The sequence below is a fragment of the Armatimonas sp. genome, assembly GCF_031410135.1.
Classification (GTDB): Bacteria; Armatimonadota; Armatimonadia; order Armatimonadales; family Armatimonadaceae; genus Armatimonas.
Genome location: NZ_JANNYP010000521.1, coordinates 1 through 17,312, shown reverse-complemented (window position 1 = coordinate 17,312; position 17,312 = coordinate 1). Strand labels below are relative to the sequence as shown.

Annotated in this window: 10 protein-coding genes; 1 reads left to right on the top strand and 9 read right to left on the bottom strand. The window is 59.6% G+C overall.

What is annotated here, in order from left to right:
• Window positions 1-53: 53 nt before the first annotated feature.
• Genes RMO15_RS19415 through RMO15_RS19395 form a run of 5 tightly spaced genes read right to left on the bottom strand, consistent with a single transcriptional unit; the run spans window position 54 to window position 6,704 of the window.
• The gene (locus RMO15_RS19415; protein ID WP_309715631.1) at window positions 54-290 is read right to left on the bottom strand and encodes a hypothetical protein; all 237 of its coding nucleotides are present in this window, start codon (window positions 288-290) and stop codon (window positions 54-56) included.
• 48 nt (window positions 291-338) lie between these two features.
• Window positions 339-4,316 carry a hypothetical protein gene (locus RMO15_RS19410; RefSeq protein ID WP_309715628.1) on the bottom strand — a complete coding sequence of 1,326 codons (3,978 nt, stop codon included), beginning with the start codon at window positions 4,314-4,316 and terminating at the stop codon, window positions 339-341.
• 6 nt (window positions 4,317-4,322) lie between these two features.
• Window positions 4,323-5,306 (bottom strand): hypothetical protein, encoded by a 984-nt coding sequence (locus tag RMO15_RS19405; RefSeq protein WP_309715626.1) that lies wholly within the window; start codon window positions 5,304-5,306, stop codon window positions 4,323-4,325.
• A gap of 13 nt (window positions 5,307-5,319) precedes the next feature.
• A complete protein-coding gene (locus tag RMO15_RS19400; protein WP_309715623.1) occupies window positions 5,320-5,964 on the bottom strand; it encodes a hypothetical protein in 645 nt (214 codons plus the stop codon).
• A gap of 5 nt (window positions 5,965-5,969) precedes the next feature.
• Entirely contained in the window at window positions 5,970-6,704 is a 735-nt protein-coding gene (locus RMO15_RS19395) for a hypothetical protein (protein ID WP_309715621.1), read from the bottom strand.
• Window positions 6,705-6,754: 50 nt separating this feature from the next.
• Between RMO15_RS19395 and RMO15_RS19390 the strand changes: the two genes are divergently transcribed.
• The gene (locus RMO15_RS19390) at window positions 6,755-9,244 is read left to right on the top strand and encodes a tetratricopeptide repeat protein (RefSeq protein WP_309715619.1); all 2,490 of its coding nucleotides are present in this window, start codon (window positions 6,755-6,757) and stop codon (window positions 9,242-9,244) included.
• Between the two features lies 1 nt (window position 9,245).
• Here the strand turns inward: RMO15_RS19390 and RMO15_RS19385 are convergent, their stop codons facing one another.
• The 4 genes from RMO15_RS19385 to RMO15_RS19370 form a co-directional block, all read right to left on the bottom strand.
• Complete coding sequence (locus tag RMO15_RS19385) at window positions 9,246-10,883, bottom strand: phospholipid carrier-dependent glycosyltransferase (protein WP_309715616.1); 1,638 nt, start codon at window positions 10,881-10,883, stop codon at window positions 9,246-9,248.
• A gap of 172 nt (window positions 10,884-11,055) precedes the next feature.
• A complete protein-coding gene (locus tag RMO15_RS19380; protein WP_309715613.1) occupies window positions 11,056-11,862 on the bottom strand; it encodes a TerC family protein in 807 nt (268 codons plus the stop codon).
• A 12-nt stretch (window positions 11,863-11,874) separates the two neighbouring features.
• Window positions 11,875-12,711 carry a histidinol-phosphatase gene (locus tag RMO15_RS19375; RefSeq protein ID WP_309715610.1) on the bottom strand — a complete coding sequence of 279 codons (837 nt, stop codon included), beginning with the start codon at window positions 12,709-12,711 and terminating at the stop codon, window positions 11,875-11,877.
• A 60-nt stretch (window positions 12,712-12,771) separates the two neighbouring features.
• Window positions 12,772-17,247 carry a M56 family metallopeptidase gene (locus tag RMO15_RS19370; RefSeq protein ID WP_309715607.1) on the bottom strand — a complete coding sequence of 1,492 codons (4,476 nt, stop codon included), beginning with the start codon at window positions 17,245-17,247 and terminating at the stop codon, window positions 12,772-12,774.
• Between the last annotated feature and the right edge of the window lie 65 nt (window positions 17,248-17,312).

Here is a 17,312-nt window from a genome sequence, read left to right as displayed (position 1 = left end):
ATCTTGTGGTGTTCATGCGGGTATCGAGGATGATTTGGTGGAGCGTTTCTTGATTATGCTTCGTGGACATAATCAGGAATGTCAGCGATGTTGGTTACGCCTTCAAATGAAGGAGTTATCAACGTGATAAAACCCATAGCCAGTCCGATAATATAATTTTGGAATAAATCAGTGACTAGCAAATCAGCAACATTGGCAAGATTCATACCGATTTCTCCTATATGCCAAAACTGGTGTTTATGCGTGTCTCCTAAAATCCCCCGGAGTGCGGAACTCAGCGTTGGTAGCATCTTTTATCCCGATGGGATGATCTGTTGCCTCCTTGGTGCTCGAAGAGTCTAGCGCCCCAAATTTTTAAGGTTTGGGTTGGTGATGGCCCGCTGAAGCTTTGCACCACTGGTGAAGTTCTGGCAACGCTCCCACAGCAAGACATAGTCCTCCGCCGAACGAAAAAGAGGAGCAAGCTCACGGGCAGTCATGCCATTGTTCTTCATGTCCTGGAGCATGTCCGGGAGCATGCCGTAGTGCGCCAGGCCATCAAAGTTAAAGTCAAACTGGCGCGTGCCTAGCGTGCTCCGCTCTAGGGGTACACGACTGGCCTCTTTCACTTTCTTCATCTGCCCATGAACCTTACTCAGCACCTGATGGCACGTGAAGTAGAAGTCATAGTCAAATTGGGGTGTGCCTGTCCGCACGGGCAGCTCATCGCGGCGACGGGGGCCTCGACCTTGCTTGACATCCAGCGCAGCCAGCTCAATATCCGGCCCCTTAAACGAGTCTCCGAGGAGGGGAGCGCTGATCTCCGCAACACTATTGCGGCTGAAGCCTTTCATCACGTTGATCATCCACTTACGGCGACCATCGAGCGCAGGGCCCAGACCAAAGGTCGCGGGACTATCGCGCAGAGTGGCCCCGATTGCCGAGAGGAACCCATAGACGGGCATCTGCCAGAAATCGGCCACTTTTCGCTCGAAGGTTTCGGCGCTCTCTCCGGCGAAGAAAGCAGCGAGGGCACAGAACGTGTCTCGCTCGCGCTGGGTGTAGCCACCCTCATGCTCCCAGCGATAGCCGCCCCAGTCACTGAGTGGGGTTCGGTAGGCCACGGGGTTGTTCTGCCCAAACCAGACTTGTTGCCAGGCACTGGCGAGGGCGGGAATAATCGGTGGAGAGTACCGCTCCCGCTCATGGTCGTAGCCTTGGAGCCAGTTCGGCGCAGCGTGCCCCGCGACACTGTGGGCAGCTCCTGGGCCGAAGCGCGGACCAAATGCACCGTTGAGCGCCATATCCGTTGCCAGACCCACCCCAGCCCCCCCCATTTTTTGCACGCCATAGAGATACTGCTGGGCAAACGACGAGGACGAGTCGGGGCAGTCGTTGGGGACACTGCTTCCGGCAAGCGGTTTAACAGCCTTGCCCGCCATGATCGGTGAGACCATCCCTCCCAGTGCTCGGAGACGCTCGACCGCACGCTCGGACTTGTCGCCTTCGTGCGCCGTCGTGTGATCGTCGAAGAGGGGGTAGCCCGGCGTGAGCGAGAGGGCACGAAATGTTGTGTGTCCGGCCACGAGCGGGTAGCCACGCCCATCCGGTGAGCCTGTCACCTCGGCCTCACAGATCGTCAGGGTTCGCTCCAGCGCCAGATCGCTTAGGTGATCCACATCGAGAATCATTCCCCGTGCAATCACCTCTCGAAGAAAAAACTCTCCGAGCGGGTTGAGGCCACTGGCATTCAGAAACCCGTGACGGCTGCGGTTGGCTCCCGCAAAGTCGGCGCGGTGCGCGTCCTCAAAGGCAAAGACAGCATCCAGCGCAGGCCCCATCGGGACATTGAGGCCCCCGTTGAGCCGAATATTTTCGAGCCCCTTGGTGCGTACGGCATCCCGTAGCTGCCCTCGCCGCAGGTCACGATCTGCGGCACCAAAGAGATCCGACATCCCCATCACGGACTTGTAGAACACCCCGGAGTCGGCCCCCTCCCGCACCTGGTGCATTGTTCCGGTGAGCACAAAGTGATTCAGATCAAAGATCGGGTTGTAGAGCGAGCAGGCTCCAAAGGGATTGTCCGCGAAGTGAATCGAGTAGAGATGGCGAACCCCAAGCCGCTGGAGCTCATTGAAATAGGCGCGGACGTTAGCCTCAGAGGCTTCCGGGCCACCGGGCCGCCCAAAGTCGCCGAGATGGTCTACCTCCACCCCCAGCACGAGAGCCAGCTTGTTCTGGCCGATAATGCGCCGAGCATCGGCAGGCGTGTAGGCGATCTCCATCCAGGTGCTGTGCCGCGCCGCCATCTGCTTGATCCAAGCCACCTGCCGCTCCACCGCCGTGCGGTTGTTCAGTGCACCAAAGTTCGGCTTGGGGTTGAGGTTGGCAATCAGCTCCGTCTCCACCACATGAGCTACCATTAGCCGCAGTCCGCCATCGTAGGAGCGCTTGATCCAGGCTTCGTGCATGTGCTGATGGGTGCGGCTGTTGTGCCGGGGCCAGTCGCGCAGCTTCCGCGCCTCACTGCCATTGGTACCGTGTCCTCCAGACTGCTCCACCGCGTTGAGCGAGAGGCGGCTGATCCGATCATGAGGAATCACCGGGAGGTTTGCCAGGACACTCCCCAGCGTGTCCGAGGGTGCCTCATGCACCCCGACAATGCTCGCGGCCCCATTGTAGAGCAGAGACCCAAGCGCATTGATCCCTGGCCAGATCAGGCTCCCGAGAATATCCAGTCCCTCCCCAGCATCACGAAGCCCTGTACCTCCCAAGCCATGTCCTGGTGTGCAGTCTAGTAGCGTGGTCTCGGGCGTTAGTCCCCTGACAGGGTCCCAGGTGGGGTCACCCCAGTAGGTCTGCCCGCCAAACGCCAAGTGCGCCGCCGGATGCGCGTGCGTATCGGCAAAGCCCCAGAGTGCGGGAGGGGTGACCGGAGCGGAAGGAGCCTGATCGGTATCACTAAGCTGGAAGTCATCAGCGGCAATAAAGCTTGTGGAGGCCTGATCCCGAATGAGAAGTCGGGCTCTACGGCCCTGCTGCGCCCGCACCTCCCAGACAACACGTTGCAGAAATCCATCCGGCGAGCTGCCACGGGCACTTTTAACCGTGGTAAAGCCCCCCGAGGGCTCCTGAACCTGGAGTTCCACGGCCACCTGAGCATCGGGCTGTCCACCAACCTTGAACTGTAGAAAGGGCTTACTCAGCACAAAGGCATTTGACGTTGCGCTTCCCTCCCAGCTCACACTGCGCATCCCTTGCCGTGGAATGCCGCTATCAAAGTAGCCACGGCCACTGCCTCCACGCCCCAATAGTGTTGTGGCTGCGGGCGGTTGCCAGTAGTCCCCCCCCAGAGGCATGCTCGCGGGAGGCTGTGGAACCATATCACCGTCCCGCGCCGCAAAGACCTCACGTGTGCCGTAGGGGAAGCTCGTCTCCACCTTCCAGCCCGCCCCGCCTGTCTCGAAGGTCAAGTCTGTAAAGAGCGCAACCTCCGCGATTTGCCCCGCCTGCACCAAGGTGGTACCCAGAAGTGGTGCGGCAGACTCAGGCGTCCGCAGATTAAACGCAAGGCCATCCGGAAGGGGGCTCTGATCCTGGGTAAAGACCGACCACTCTCCCCCACTATAGAAAACACCGGTTGGAGTGAGCTTGCCGGAAAACACTGGAGTGGCCTGCACCCGTGCTGCTCGCTTCTTGATCTCGGTGCGCGTGTAGTTCTGGGTCGTGTTGTTCTTGCTTGCCGTGTGACGCTCACCGGGTTCGATGATCACATTAAAAGCGACACCGTCGGGAAGGTCTGTGCTATCCGTGTTTGCAATGGCCCACTTACGTAGCTTTGTCTGGTAGACCAGCGCCACGGGATGCGGGTTATAGATCCCTCCCTGCCCACCCGGATTCCAGTTGGGCGTCACAAAAAACACCGCATCTGGCTTGCTATCTAAAGCTGGGTGCGTGAGCGTGGTCAGAGCCCCACTAGTATTGGTCTTGCTGGCACGGTGCACAAAGTGGTTGGCATCGGCCTTGAAAACCTCCACATTGAAGGCGGTGTTCTCGGGCAGAGCGCTCTGATCCTGCGTGAAGATCGCCCACTTCCCCGCGTTGTAGAACACCCCGAGAGGAGCCTTCACATAGACCCCGCTTCCCGTCTCCGGCGACCAGTTCGAGGTAACCAACAAGAGAGCACTCGCATCACCCGCCCCGAGTGTCTCCAGTGTCGTGAAGTTATTGGAGAGATTGGCTTTTGTTGCGGTATGTACCACACTGGTCTGTGCCTGAGTGGGAGCAGCAGTCGCCAGAGCTGCTACCGAGAGAACGAGAGCTATCTGTGTCTGCACGAGGTATTACGCTTTCTGTCGCTGATTTTTAATGAGGACCAAGGTAGATCCCAACATGAGAAACGCCACACTCGTCGGCTCAGGGGCACTCGCCCCTCCTCCACCGAAAAGATTGTTGCTAATGCCACCCTGTGCGGAGCTTGCCGTGCCGCCGCCTGCGATATTGAAGACCGGCCCCGAGGTCGCCCAGGAGAACGTGCTATTCATGTCCGTTTTTGCGGTGGTCGCATTACCGCCGTTGGTGAAGGCAATCCCGTAGGCACTCAGGAACCAGTCCATCTTGACGGGTACTCCCTTGGCTACCGTGAAGTTTCCCGTGGTGTAGAGAGTGGAGATTGTCGGTGTCACCGCGCCCAAGGCAGGCAAAAGCCCGCTCCCTGTGTTCGTGGTCACTCCCGCAGAGTTGCGGCTGACCTTCAGCGAGCCGGTTCCGATCCCTGCGCCACCTTGGCTAACGGTAAAGCCGATGTAGAACCCGCCCTCCGAAGTGAAGTTCCCCAGAGCTGTTGCCGCCGTTGTGTCTAAGATTGCGTGCAGATCCATGTTCGTGCTTATAGTCGCCGCACCGACGCCGGGGATTACCAGATCGTCCACCACAAACTGCGCCGCCGTGGCATAAAACCCCGGTGCGCTGGTGTCAAACGAGCCCGTGTTATCTCTGCCGCTAAACGCAACGTTCTGGTCGCTCCCCACCGCAAGGCTCAGGCTATCCGTGCGCGTCTCAGCAAGCACATGAAGCTTTCCGACTTCTGTCCAAGAGTAACCATACGCGATCCCCGTCCCGCCCATCGGCGAGGTCGCAGAGGTTCGGGCTGATGAAACGAGGCCCAGCCCACTATGAAACTCTGTCACTGGAACGCCGGAAAAGCCCGTCGCCGCCGCCCAGGATTTGTAGACCTGAGCGTGTGTAGGCAGTGCGAGTGCGAGGAGGGCTGCAAAACTCAGAGAAGCCAGCAGGATGTTTCCTGGAGTCTGTATGTTTATTTTCATTGTTTCCTAATGCTCAGTCTTTTTCCCAGATAATGTTGAGGATTCGGCCTCCAAAACTGGCAAGTTCCACGCCATCGAGGAAGTACATATCCGTGTGGGCTCCCAGGACTTTGGCCTTCGAAAAGATAATCCCTCCTAGACGATCACTATTTACACCACTTGAAAACAGATCCCACTCTTTGATACGGAAATTGACACGACGATTACTGCCCTCAAGCTCTCTTTCCGTAAATTTCCGAATCGGCAGATCGTTCAAATTAACCACCTCCCCATCACGCGCCTGAAAGGTGACGATCTTAATAGCTTTCCACCAGGTAACAGCGGGCTGTGCTAACTGAAAAGTGATAGAAATCTCCCGGGAGCGAATACGAGGAAGCGTTGGATTAGGTGGAGGTAGGGCAGCCTCGTTAATCAGCCGAATCACATCGCCATCGGGAAGCCGAATCGCGGCTGCCGTAAGACTGTCCGGGAGCTGTGAGCGGCGAATCTGTTTAAGGGAAGCAACATTGATTCGGCGAAGCACCGGGCCAAGCGGCTCTGGTCGTCCTGCCACCCCAGAAATATCCCCCAGCGAGCCACGATCAATCTGGCCGTGTGCCTCACTGGCAAGCAGTCCGCCTCCTGCAGAGAGCAATAAACTCCGTCGTGAAATATTCATTGTTTTTACTCCTTAACCAAAGTAACTCTAAAGTTGCTGTATTTTTTGGGAGTTGCTGGCTTTGCATAGCACAGCGTGAAGATGAGATCCTGTGGCGTGAAGTCTTTGGGAACACGGGCAATGGCGACAAAGTCGTAGGCTGCGCCGGGGAGAATGCTCTCGGACTGATCCCAGTTTCCGCCGCCGCCAAAGGGCTGGCCGCTGCCGGTGCGCATGTCGTACATACGGATGGGGTAGCTGTGCGCCTCAGAGTCCGTGAGGGCGGTGACAATTTTGTTGTCCGCTAGATTCAGATCCAGATAGCTCTGCTCTTTCTGGCCATTGCGCACCTGAAGCTCGATCACGATCAGTTTCTCGCCGCTCTTGGGAGTGTGGGTCTTGGGGCGGTTCTGCGTGAAGCGATCCGTGTAGGTCTCGACTTCTTTTAGCTCTTTCACACGCAGCCGCCAAACACCATCGAAGAGCTGCTCGCCCAGCTTGCCATTGAGCCCCTCGACTCGATTTGCTCCCCCGTCGCGGTAGAGCTCAAAGCCGCCGTCAATGGCACGCACGCTCATCCCGAGCCCCGAGGCCATGTCGCGCACTGGGACGTAGCTCTCGCTGCCTTGGGTAATCACGCCTGTGGAGACGACCTTGCCATTTAAGACCAGTTTTTTAGGAGCCAGCGCGACCGCGACCGTTGCAGACGCTGCCAGGGCTCCTAAAATAAAACTGGCCGAATTTTTACCTAAAGTTTTCATAGAGTCTATTTTCCCATAGCTTGTGTACCACAAAGCGTTACACAAGCTCTGTGAAGTTCTGTACAATGGCAAAAATGCTGACGCTACGCCTGCTGGGCTCACCGAGTTTCTGGGTAAATGGTGCTCCTTTGACCGGGCTGCGCTACCCACAGGGGCGCAAGCTGCTGGCGTATCTCGCGCTCCAGCAAAGCCAGTCGGTGGAGCGAATCTATCTGGCGGGGCTGTTCTGGCCCGATACCAACGAAGCGCAGGCGCTGTTTTATCTGCGTCGTGTGCTCTCCGATCTGCGCAAAGCGATGGGTGAGGAGGCTTGGCGCTTGCTCTCCCCGACGGCTCGCACTCTGGCGCTGGATCTTACCCAGGCGGAGTGTGATGTCTTTGGGGGAGGCATCGACACGGAGCTACTCCTTCAGGGCTGGACCGAAGACTGGGTGTTGTCCGCACGCCAAGCCTTGCAGAGCGCGAAGCCTGCCCTACGAACCACACCACGCTTCTTAGGCCGCGACGAGCTCCTGAAAAGCACGCTTGCCGCGCTTCCTATGGCTCCGGTGGTCACGCTAACAGGACCAGGGGGCGTGGGAAAAACCCGACTGGCACGTGCAGTGGTGCAGTCCCTACAAGCCACGGGGGCAAGTGTGGGCTTTGTCTCGCTGGCAAGCCTGCCACCCACCTCGGAGAGCACACTGGAGGAGCTGTGGCACACCCTCGCCACGGCGCTGGACGTCCCCACGGCGGCACTAGCCACGCAGCTTAAGCGGCGCTCGACACTCGTGGTGCTGGACAACTGCGAGCAAGTCTGCGCCGCGTGCGCCGCGCTGATCGCGGCGCTTCCTGGTGTCCGTTTTCTCGCCACGAGCCGCATCCCACTTGGCTGTGAGGGGGAGCAGCTTCTTGCCGTCCCCCCGCTGGAGCTAAACACAGCCGCCATGCTCTTTCGGGAACACGCTGCCACCTTAGGAGTGGCTTGCCCCCATGATGCCCACGATGCCTCGGTGGAGGCGATCTGCCAGAGTGTGGACTGCCTGCCGCTTGCCATCGAGCTGGCTGCCTCGCGCCTGACTCTCATGAGCGCCGCCCAGCTCCGTGAGCGCCTTGGCACCCCCTTGCGGCTCCTACGGCGTAGCCAGACCTCGCCCGGCGAGACACCCCGACAGGCAACGCTAGAGGCCACGATCCGGTGGAGCTACAGCCTGCTTCCCGAGTCTGAGCGGCTTGCCTTTATCCGCCTGGGAGTCTTTCAAGGCGAGTGGAGCCTAGAGGCCGCCGAGGCCGTGCTGGAAACGCCCGATGCTGACACACTCCTGGAGTCTCTGGCGCGCCAGTCGCTCCTGGTCGTTTCGCGCACGGCAAGCGGGGAGCCGCGCTTTCACTTTCTGGAGACGATACGCGAGTTTGCCCGCTCCCCGTGCGCAGAGCCCGCCCCCGCACGCGCCGCCCATGCACATGCCCACTACTTTTACGCCCTCGCCCAGCGAGCGCGGCCCGAGCAGCGGGAGGGGGTTCAGCAGCTTGAAGCCGCCCGCCATGAGTTTGCCACCGCGCTGGCCTGGTTTGAGATAAATAGCCCCATCGCAGGCATTGAGCTGATGCTCGCGCTGGAGACCTTCTGGATACGTCTCAGTAGCGGCTTTCCCTCGCACGCCTGCCTGACCAGGCTCCTGAGTGCGGCATGCAGTGACCTCGCACTCCCGCAGAGAATGCAGGCACAGCGCCTTCTGGCGGCTCTGACTCTCGACTATTCCGAGGCACAGCGGCTCCTCACCGAGGCACACAGCCTGGCTCTGCAACATGCCCTAGAGCGGGAGCGGGGCTACTGCCTACTGGCGCTCTGCCTGCTGGAAAAGCAGCGCGATGCCGATGCCGTCCGCCGCTACGCCCAGGAGGCGCATGCCTGCTTTACGCACCAAGACGACCTTGCGGGGCAGGCTTATGCGCTGGAGTACCTCGCTGTCGCAGCGCTCTGTCAGGCCAGGCTGGGCGAGGCGGAGCAGGGCTACACGCAGTTTCTGGTGCTGGCGCGGCAGCTAGAGAGCCATATTAGCACCGGTGATGCGCTCTACGGCTTGGCGCAAGTCTTGATCTTCCAGGAGCGCTACACCGAGGCGGAGCCGGTTACCCACGAGGCGCTTCTTCAGATGCCGGATGAGATGGGACAGGCTAATGTTCGCTACCTTTTAGGAGAGCTCGCCCGCCACACCGGCCACCCCGCCGCCGCCCTTCCCCACTATGCCGAGGCACTCCGCCTCTGCCACGACAACACGATCCATGTGCTCCCCGCCTTTATCGAGCGTAGTCGGGCAATCGTGCTGGCAGACCAGCGAGACTTCGCCGCCGCCTGGGCCAGTGTTCAGGCCGCGCTGGTGGAGTTTCGTCGCTACCGAATCGGGGCACAGCTCGGCTCGACGCTGGCAGAGATGGCCTGGATCGCGCATCGGGAAGGCAAGCCCAGAGAGGCCCAAGCCTTCTTTGAGCAAGCCGCACAAGCCCCGCCGCGTGATATTCGTCACCCCCGCGACGAAGCCCGGCTCCAAATTTTCTAGGCTAGTTCCAGAGCTTCCCGAGCCAGAGGTGCATCTGGACATAGAACGGGGGGATGGGAAGGGCGGAGAGGAGCGGGTAGAAGAAGCCGAACCAGAAGAGGATAAGCGCTCCGTAGCCGAGGGCAATCGAGCGGGAGTCTTCGTCGCGGCTGGTGGCGAGGCGTGCGCCAAAGTAGCCCAGCACGATGCAGGCAAAGGGCAGCGCCTCAAAGAAGTAGTGCAAAAACACCAGCGGGCGCGGCTGGATACCCCAGGCAAGCCAGAGACCCAGGCCCAGCAGTGCGGCAAATCCCAGGCCCGCGTGGCGCTCTTTTTGAGCACGCCAGACCGCCATGCACAGCGCGGGAATACTTGCCCACCAGACAAAGACATTGCCGATACAGAGAATCCCCACGGTTCTGCCATCATCCGGCCCAGCGATGCCCCGCTCGTACCACGTGGGGCGTAGTACCAGCGGCCACGACCACCACGGCGAGCTCCAAGGGTGGGTCTGTTTCATTCCCGAGTGGTAGTCCCACATCACTTTTTGCTCCGTGAAGACTTTGTAGAGATCGTGGTTGGGCTCCTGGAGCATGTAGGGCCGGTACGAGAGTAAGTAGAGGCAGATCGGCAGGACAAGAAAGGCCAGCAAGTACAGGCCCGGTAGCGCGATCAGCTTGTTTTTGGGGTCGAGAGCCTGCAAGACTGCGTAGGCAACGAGATAGATCACGACCGCCCCGAGTGCCCACTGCCCCAGGCTCTCTAAGATCAGACGCTGTTTGTCGGGGAAGCTGGGATCGGCCTTGTAGAACTGGCTCGCTTTGGCAAAGAGGCTCACCAAAAGTGTGACGCCCAGCCCAGCCAGCGCGAGAACTTTGGGCGACTTTGCCGCGCGGGGCAGGTCGTGTGAGAGCAACCAGAGCGCGATGAGCCCCACGGCATAGAGCGTGGTCCAGCGGGTCGCAACGGCCAGCCCCAGCGCAAGGCCCAGCGCCAGCATCCAGCGGGTCTTGCCGCCTGCGCGGTAGTTCCACGCCGCAAGTGCCGCCAGCAAGATAAAGCAGACTGTGTAGATATTGGTCATCGCCATGCGACTCTGCACGAAGAAGACCCCATCCAGCGCCAGCATTCCCATCGCCAGCAGCGCCGCCAGCCGGTTGCCCGTGAGCTGACGCGCCAGAAAGTAGAGTAGAAAGAGCGAGAGGGCTCCAAAGACCACGCTCCCAAAGCGCCAGCCCAACGCGGCCTCGTGGGAGAAGACCATATCGGGCTTGTAGATTCCCTCGACGGGGTTGAAGCTTCCCCCGAAGAGCCGTAGCCCCACCGCGATAACCAGCTTGGCCAGCGGTGGGTGCGTCCACTCCATCGGGTTTTGCCCTAGAACGTACTGCATCCCGGTGCGGGAGTGGTAGCACTCATCAAAGACCGCCTTCGTCGGAGAGTCCAGCCGCCAGAGGGAGACGCAGAGAAACGTCATGGAGAGCGTCGCGGCCAAGAGATAGTCCAGCCGCACGATGGGCTCCTGTGCTAACCCCCGCGTCTCCCCGTTTTCCGAGCTTACCTTGTTCTCTTTGAGGCGGTAGAAGCTTAATATCGCACAAAAAACCAGCACCGCCACCGTCAGCGGCAGGATAAAGTGGGCAGGCGTCAGGTTTTCCATGTTTCTATTATAGCTTCTTTCAAAAGTAACCGGAGGAACGAGTCCTCCGGCTTAAGAGGACAACGGCTGCCTTCGCAGCCAACCGAGCTTAGTGCTCGCGGAGGCGAGCGTCGCCCTCTTAAGCCCCGAGACTTGTTCTCAGGGGTTCTTCGTCAGGTTTTCCATGTCTCTATTATAGCTTGGGTTCGATTAGCTCCACACTTTTATTCTTCTTGTCAGAAGTCGCGCGAATGTTGAGCACCTGCACAAACACCGAAAAGCCCATCGAGAAGTAGATATAGCCCTGTGGAATCTCAAAGTGAAAGCCCTCGATCACGAGATTGAAGCCAATCAGTAAGAGAAAGGAGAGCGCCAGTATCTTCACACCAGGGTGCTGATCCACAAAGCGGCTCACCGGATTGACCGTCAGCGCCATAACTCCAGTAGAGATCAGCACCGCTAAGATCATCACTGTCACCTGGCTAGGGGGAATCATCCCAATCGCTGTCACAATCGAGTCAAGGGAAAAGACAATGTTGAGCAGCATGATCTGCACCATCACAGCCCCAAACTTCCCACTGCCACTCTTGCGCTCCTCCGGGTTCTCCTCAATGTGATCGTCGCCCTCTAGCTTGTGGTGTAGCTCGTGGGACGCCTTCGCGAGCAAGAAAATCCCCCCGATAATTAGCACCAGGTCCTGCAAAGAAATCCCAATGGTCGCGGCATGCGAGTGTGGGTCTCTAAAGGGCAGACTAAATAGCGGGTCTTTCATCCGAAGCACGATCGGAATAAAAAGCAGAAGAAGAATGCGGGGAATTACCGCCAGCACCATCCCCTTACGGCGGCCCTCTGCCTGCCTCTCAGGGGCGAGCTTACCCGAGAGAATCGAGATAAAGACGATGTTGTCTATCCCCAGCACGATTTCCAGCGCAATCAGGGTCAACAGACCGATCCAAGCGCTGGGCATATTCACCCAGTGAAAATTGAGAAGATTCTCCAAACGACTTGCCCCCTAGCCCCCGCCACGCGGAGGAACCAAAAATGTCATGATCTGACTCCGTTTTACCTGATATGGTTGCACTTCGCTGACAAGACCAAGCTTCTCTCGCAATTTTTCCACTTTTTCATGGGCAAAGTGGATCTCGCCGGGCGCATGGCAGTCCGAGCCAAACGTGAGCGGAACGCCGCGCTTGATCAGTTCCATGAACATCGGCAAATTAGGGTAAGGTGCATTCCAGAGCGGCTGCTTGCGGTAGCACGAGGTGTTGAGCTCGACGATGCAGCCCGACTCAGCAATCGCCGCCGCGACTTCGGGGTAGAGCTCAGCGGCAAGCTTCTCGGGGATGCCAGGTGAGTAGGTGTCTATGACCGTGAGGTGCGAGAGGATGTCAAAGAGCCCGGACTGCGCCGCTAAAATCACCTGGCGGTAGTAGTCTCGAAAGATGCGCTCGGGCCTTTGTTCTGTCCAGCGCCGCCGGTTAAAGACGCTATGACCGAGGGCGTAGTGGACACTTCCCAGCACATAATCAAAGGGATGTGCCGCCAGCCAGGCGGCGAGCGTCTCCTCGTGCCCTTCGATAAAATCCGCCTCGATCCCCACGGTCAGCGCAATCTCATCGGCGTAGCGCTCTTTCAGCACCACGGCTTCCGCAACATAGCTCGGTAGCTCCGAGACCGCCATCTGGATGCCGGGCTGGGCATGATCGCCCTCCAGCCAGTAGGCGGGGCCATGATCGGACATGCCAAAGTGGGTCAGCCCAAGCGCCACAGCTTGCTGAACATAGTCCTCCAGCTTCCCGATCGCATGGCCACAGCGGTCGTTGTGGCTGTGGTAGTCAAAGGTAATCACGCCAAGAGTGTACCTGTATTCTTCCACCCTAACCCCCGCCCGGCGGGGGTTAGGGGGTCACTAACGGCGCTTTACCATAAACGGCAAGCGTGTGGAGAGCTGCTGCTCCCCTTTTCCGGGAACGGTGATAGTCAAGGAGAAACGAGCCTCATAGGGACTTGGCGGAGGCGGGCCACTGGCAAGATACGGCCCTTGCGGACGTGCGTTCCATTTCTCCTGAACCTCACTGGGAATCTGGATGGTTCCCAGCACGACACTCTCCCCGGAGGCGAGCTGTCGGCCCTGGCGTTTGTATGGGCCACCAACGGTGTGGACATAGGGAATCGGCTCGCCGTCTTTGGTGAAGAGATCCGGGCCGTAGAAGCTAAAGTTTGCAGGATTCATCCAGCTCGCGGTGAGGGGCTTGTCGGAGCGGTTGCGCAAGACAACCTCGAAGCGCGCCTCGCTGAGCTTGCTGAACGTCGTCACGCCCTTGGGAAGGCGCAGCGAAAGCTCGACCTCACTCTTTGTCGGTTCGGGAGCACGGAAAGCGAGCCTGCCGGTTTTGTTCTCGCCATCCGCGCTTACCCAGGCGATGGAGCGCACCTGCTCACTCTGGAGTTTCTCCTGCCACGGCTTCAGCGGGTCGGCATAGAGAAGTGCTTTCCCCTGAGGCGCAAGCTCGACGAGATTTGCGAGGGCACCATAGCTCTGTATGGGCCCAGGGTGTGGGAGTCGCGTTTCTTTTCCCGCAGCGTCGTAGCAGAGGAAGCTCCCTCGGTAGTCGGGGGGCGCGATGGGGTAGCGGAGTGTCTGCTTCTGTGAGGACAGATTCTGTACCCAGACCTCCAGCTTCTCTAGGTTTCCCCCATCGCGCAAGCCGTAGCGGTAGCCCCCGACTTCCTTGCCCCACGCAATGCCTTCGTCTTTAACCGTTTTGGTTGCCTGCGGTGCGCCGCCGACCACCGTGAAGACTACCTCGCCACTATGAGGGCAGGGATCGCCTTCGCTGCTGACTCCGCCGGAGCCGCTGAAGAAGTAGTTTCCCGGAGCCAGTGTGATGTGTCCCGGCTCCTTATTACTCTTGGGCGAGGGCGTTGCCTCGGCAACCAGCGTGACTTTCAGAATCCCCAGGGAGCGTACCTCGCCGGGTTCGTAGTCCGTCGAGATTGGGTAGATACGAAACCGTGCGCCACTATCAATCAGGTGATGCTGGCCTCCCGCACCCGTAATGATGGGCCAGAGGTCAAGCTGGCGGGGTAGTGTCCAGTGCGCTTTTTTGTCACCGACATTGCGCCAGAGGAGCTCGGCCTCTAGCGTGTCGCCGGTTTTGAAAGTGCGGGTGGTGTTGAGCATGCGGATGCCGCACTGGAGCCCACGATCCACTTTCCCCCAGCCCGCCGCGCTAGCATTACGCTCTGCCGCCGCGTTGAGCGTGCCGACTTCGAGGTAGATGTAGGCTTCCAGCGTTGTGCCGCCCTCGATTCGTCCCGTGCCTCCGCCGATACCCGTTGCCCGGTTTGCTCCCTCCGTGCTGACTTTGCCCTCGGGGGAGACTTTGGAGAGCGTGTAGATTCCCATCAGGTTGGAGAGCGGGCCATGATCCGGCGAGCGGTAGATCTTTATCGGCTGGACAATCTTTAGGTGCCCCGGTGTGATCGCGGCGATACTCGGGTTGCCGCCACTGTCACCCTCTCCCACATAGACTTCCAGGTTATATCGGCCATTCTGCGCGGGTACGATCACAGACTCGCCGGGAGTCAGGGTGACACTGTAGAGCGGATCAAACGGGTAGCCGCGCTTTGCCCCTTTTGTCGGCTTGCCGTCTACGGTGGGCGTCTCGTAGCCGTCGTACTGGAGCAGGCGCGTCAGAAAAGAGAGCGGCTTGTCGGACGTATTGCGCACCAAAGTCTGGTAGGTGAGCTTGGAGTTCATGGGGACGCGGTAGTGATTGGGATGCCCCGGTGTCGTCACCAGAAAGCCCGCCGCCAGACCATCCACTGCCTCGTTCCAGACAACCCTCTCCAGAGGAATCATCGGGCCAAGAGTAGGAGGAATCTCTCCAGCAGGAGCGGGCGATACGACCTCAACCGCAGCCCGTGGAAAGAGCAATTTCCCCTCCCCGGATTCCACAATCCGACCCTCAGATTCTTCGCGCACTTTGCCAACTGCATCTATTTTGGTGAGCTTGAACTTACCCTGAAGCCGTGTATATTTGGCTCGCTCAGCGGGAGTGATCTGATGAACCTTAACAGGCTGAACGAGCCAATTTTTTCCAGGCTGCACAGTTTCTATGTAGGGATAGGTGTTTCCCCCTCTTCCCAGAGCCAGGGTGAAATCGCCGGGAACTTGAACGGACTCCTGCGGCGCGAGGGTGACGACGTACTCCGAAAATATCATCCAGACAGTCCGCTCTGGGGTACGAAACTGCGCAGGGATTGCTTGCCCAGCACCGATACGAGTCATCTCACTATCGGGAACGAGGTAGGGACGCTGGTGCGATTCACAGTTGGGAAGGCACTGGACAGTAAACTCAATCGGCTTATTGGTCGTGTTGCGGATCAGCACCTGGTAGGAAATTTTCCCACTGGGCGAGACTTGCCCCGGCCCGGTGAGAAAGATTCCTGGCTGGAGGCCGTCTACCGCTTTTTCCCAGACGACGTTGTTGAGTGCAATAACGCGACCACTAAGCTCCGAAGCACTAGCCGTGGCGGGCGTGTCCCTGATCTTAGAGAGCCAGAGCTGTGCTTCCAGCGTCGTGCCGCCACTGTCGGGCATGCTGACCCGTACGGAGCTCTCGGTGCGGGTCGTGCCATCGGAAGCGAACTTGGTCACCGAGTAGCGAGCCAGATCGCGTGTCAGCTGGGTTAGGTCGGCGGAGCGATAGACCGTGAGGGGCTGGACGAGCATGCCCATACCCTCTTTAATTTTTTCAAAGTACGGGCTCTTACCACCGTCGCCGCTCCCGATCAAGACCCGGAGGTTGTGGTGCGCCTCCTGGCCGGGAACCAGGACGGACTCGCCGGGAGCAAGCGTGATCAGATTGACCGCATCCCGACCCAGATCGGTGTGCCGCACGCCCTTGGCACGCTCGGTCAAGGGGAACTTGCTCTCCACGCTGTTGTTTTGTGTGAAGGGCACGTCGTAGCCGTCGTACTGCAGCAGGCGCACTAGAAACGTGATGGGCTGATTGGTCTTATTGCGCACCAGAGCTGTGTAGCCAATCTTCGTGGTTCCCTGCCTGTCCTCAATGAGCGTGACGCCTGTCAGTAGAAAACCCGGCTCCAGCCCGTCCACGGCGGTTCCCCAGTGGACATCTTTAAGCGAGATCGTCGAACCTGGAAGAGGCGGCTCAGCGGCAGGGCTGCCTTGGGGCATGATTAACCTCCCGGCTCGCTTAGGCTCACCACCCTCCGGCTTCGCGAAGGGTTTAGGTGCAATGAGCGTCGCTTTGGCTTGTGCCAGGAGCGCACTGGGTGTTAGGAAAGCCAGCTTGGGGGCGAGCAGCTCAACAGCGGCTTGCAACCGGCTGACCGGGCGCTCGCCGGGCTTGGCGGCGACTTTAAGCGAGGCGAGGGGAAGCAGAACCAGCCCAAGAACAGCTGTGAGAGCCAGGCGCAGACCATGAGCGCGACGCGGCTTTTTCGGGTCGAGGATGTGCTTGACACGAAGCTCCATGCTACCCACTGCCGCCATCCCGGGTGCAAGGGCACTGGCACGGCCCACTTTGAGGATTTCCAGCAGGTGCGCCGCGTAGTCCGGGCCGGAGACGCCCGAGAGCAGTACGCGGTCGTCGCAGGCACGCTCGCTCTCGGCACGCAAGCGCCGCCGGAGCCACCACGCGCTGGGCTGGAACCAGCAGAGTGCGCAGACCACTTCAGCCAGCAGGTGCCAGAGCCAGTCGCGACGGGCGATATGAGCTTTCTCGTGGCGCAGAGCACTCTCGGCGACGGCAGGGTCGCCCGTAAGCAGCGCGGCGGGCAGCAAGATCACCGGACGGCGCACGCCCCAGGTCAGCGGTGTGGTGACACACTCGCTTACCAAAACCTCGGTTCCCATAATTCGGGTACGCTGGCTCCGCTTTGCCAGGGAGCGCAACCGAACCATCGCGACCGCGAGACGAAGCAGCAGGACCGCGGCTCCGAGTGCCCAGCAAGCCAGAACCCACCAGAACGCCCCGAACCCACCCGGCTTCGCTCGTTCCTCACTTCGCCACCCTACCTGTCCCATGGAGGGTCTAGAAATCCCCGCTCCTTCTCCCCTTCTCTGCCCTGAGGGAAGGGGCTGGGGGATGGGTTCTGGAGCCGGGGGGATGGGTTCCGAAATGACAACAGGCGCGACGGGCGGGGCAATCGCAACGGGCTTGGTGGCTTCTAAAAGCGGCAAGGGTGGCAGAAGCTCCTGAATAAGTGGCAAGGTAAGCAGGCCACAGAGCGCCAGCGTGCAGAGCAGGTGCCGGTAGGTCGCGGCGACCCGGCGCATCAAGAGGAGCGCCAGGGCGATAAGTAGGCACAGAGCCGTGCCACGAACGAGCAGTTCCGTAAAAAAGAGCAACATTACTCAGTTTCCTTTCTGGCGAGCCTCAGTAATCAGCACCGAGAGCCGCTCCAAGTCGTCGTCGG

Bases quoted from the DNA above. Each gene is read 5' to 3' on its own strand.
- RMO15_RS19385 (WP_309715616.1), bottom strand. From the start codon at position 10,883: ATGGAAAACCTGACGCCTGCCCACTTTATCCTGCCGCTGACGGTGGCG.
- RMO15_RS19405 (WP_309715626.1), bottom strand. From the start codon at position 5,306: ATGAAAATAAACATACAGACTCCAGGAAACATCCTGCTGGCTTCTCTG.
- RMO15_RS19395 (WP_309715621.1), bottom strand. From the start codon at position 6,704: ATGAAAACTTTAGGTAAAAATTCGGCCAGTTTTATTTTAGGAGCCCTG.
- RMO15_RS19400 (WP_309715623.1), bottom strand. From the start codon at position 5,964: ATGAATATTTCACGACGGAGTTTATTGCTCTCTGCAGGAGGCGGACTG.
- RMO15_RS19415 (WP_309715631.1), bottom strand. From the start codon at position 290: ATGCTACCAACGCTGAGTTCCGCACTCCGGGGGATTTTAGGAGACACG.
- RMO15_RS19370 (WP_309715607.1), bottom strand. From the start codon at position 17,247: ATGTTGCTCTTTTTTACGGAACTGCTCGTTCGTGGCACGGCTCTGTGC.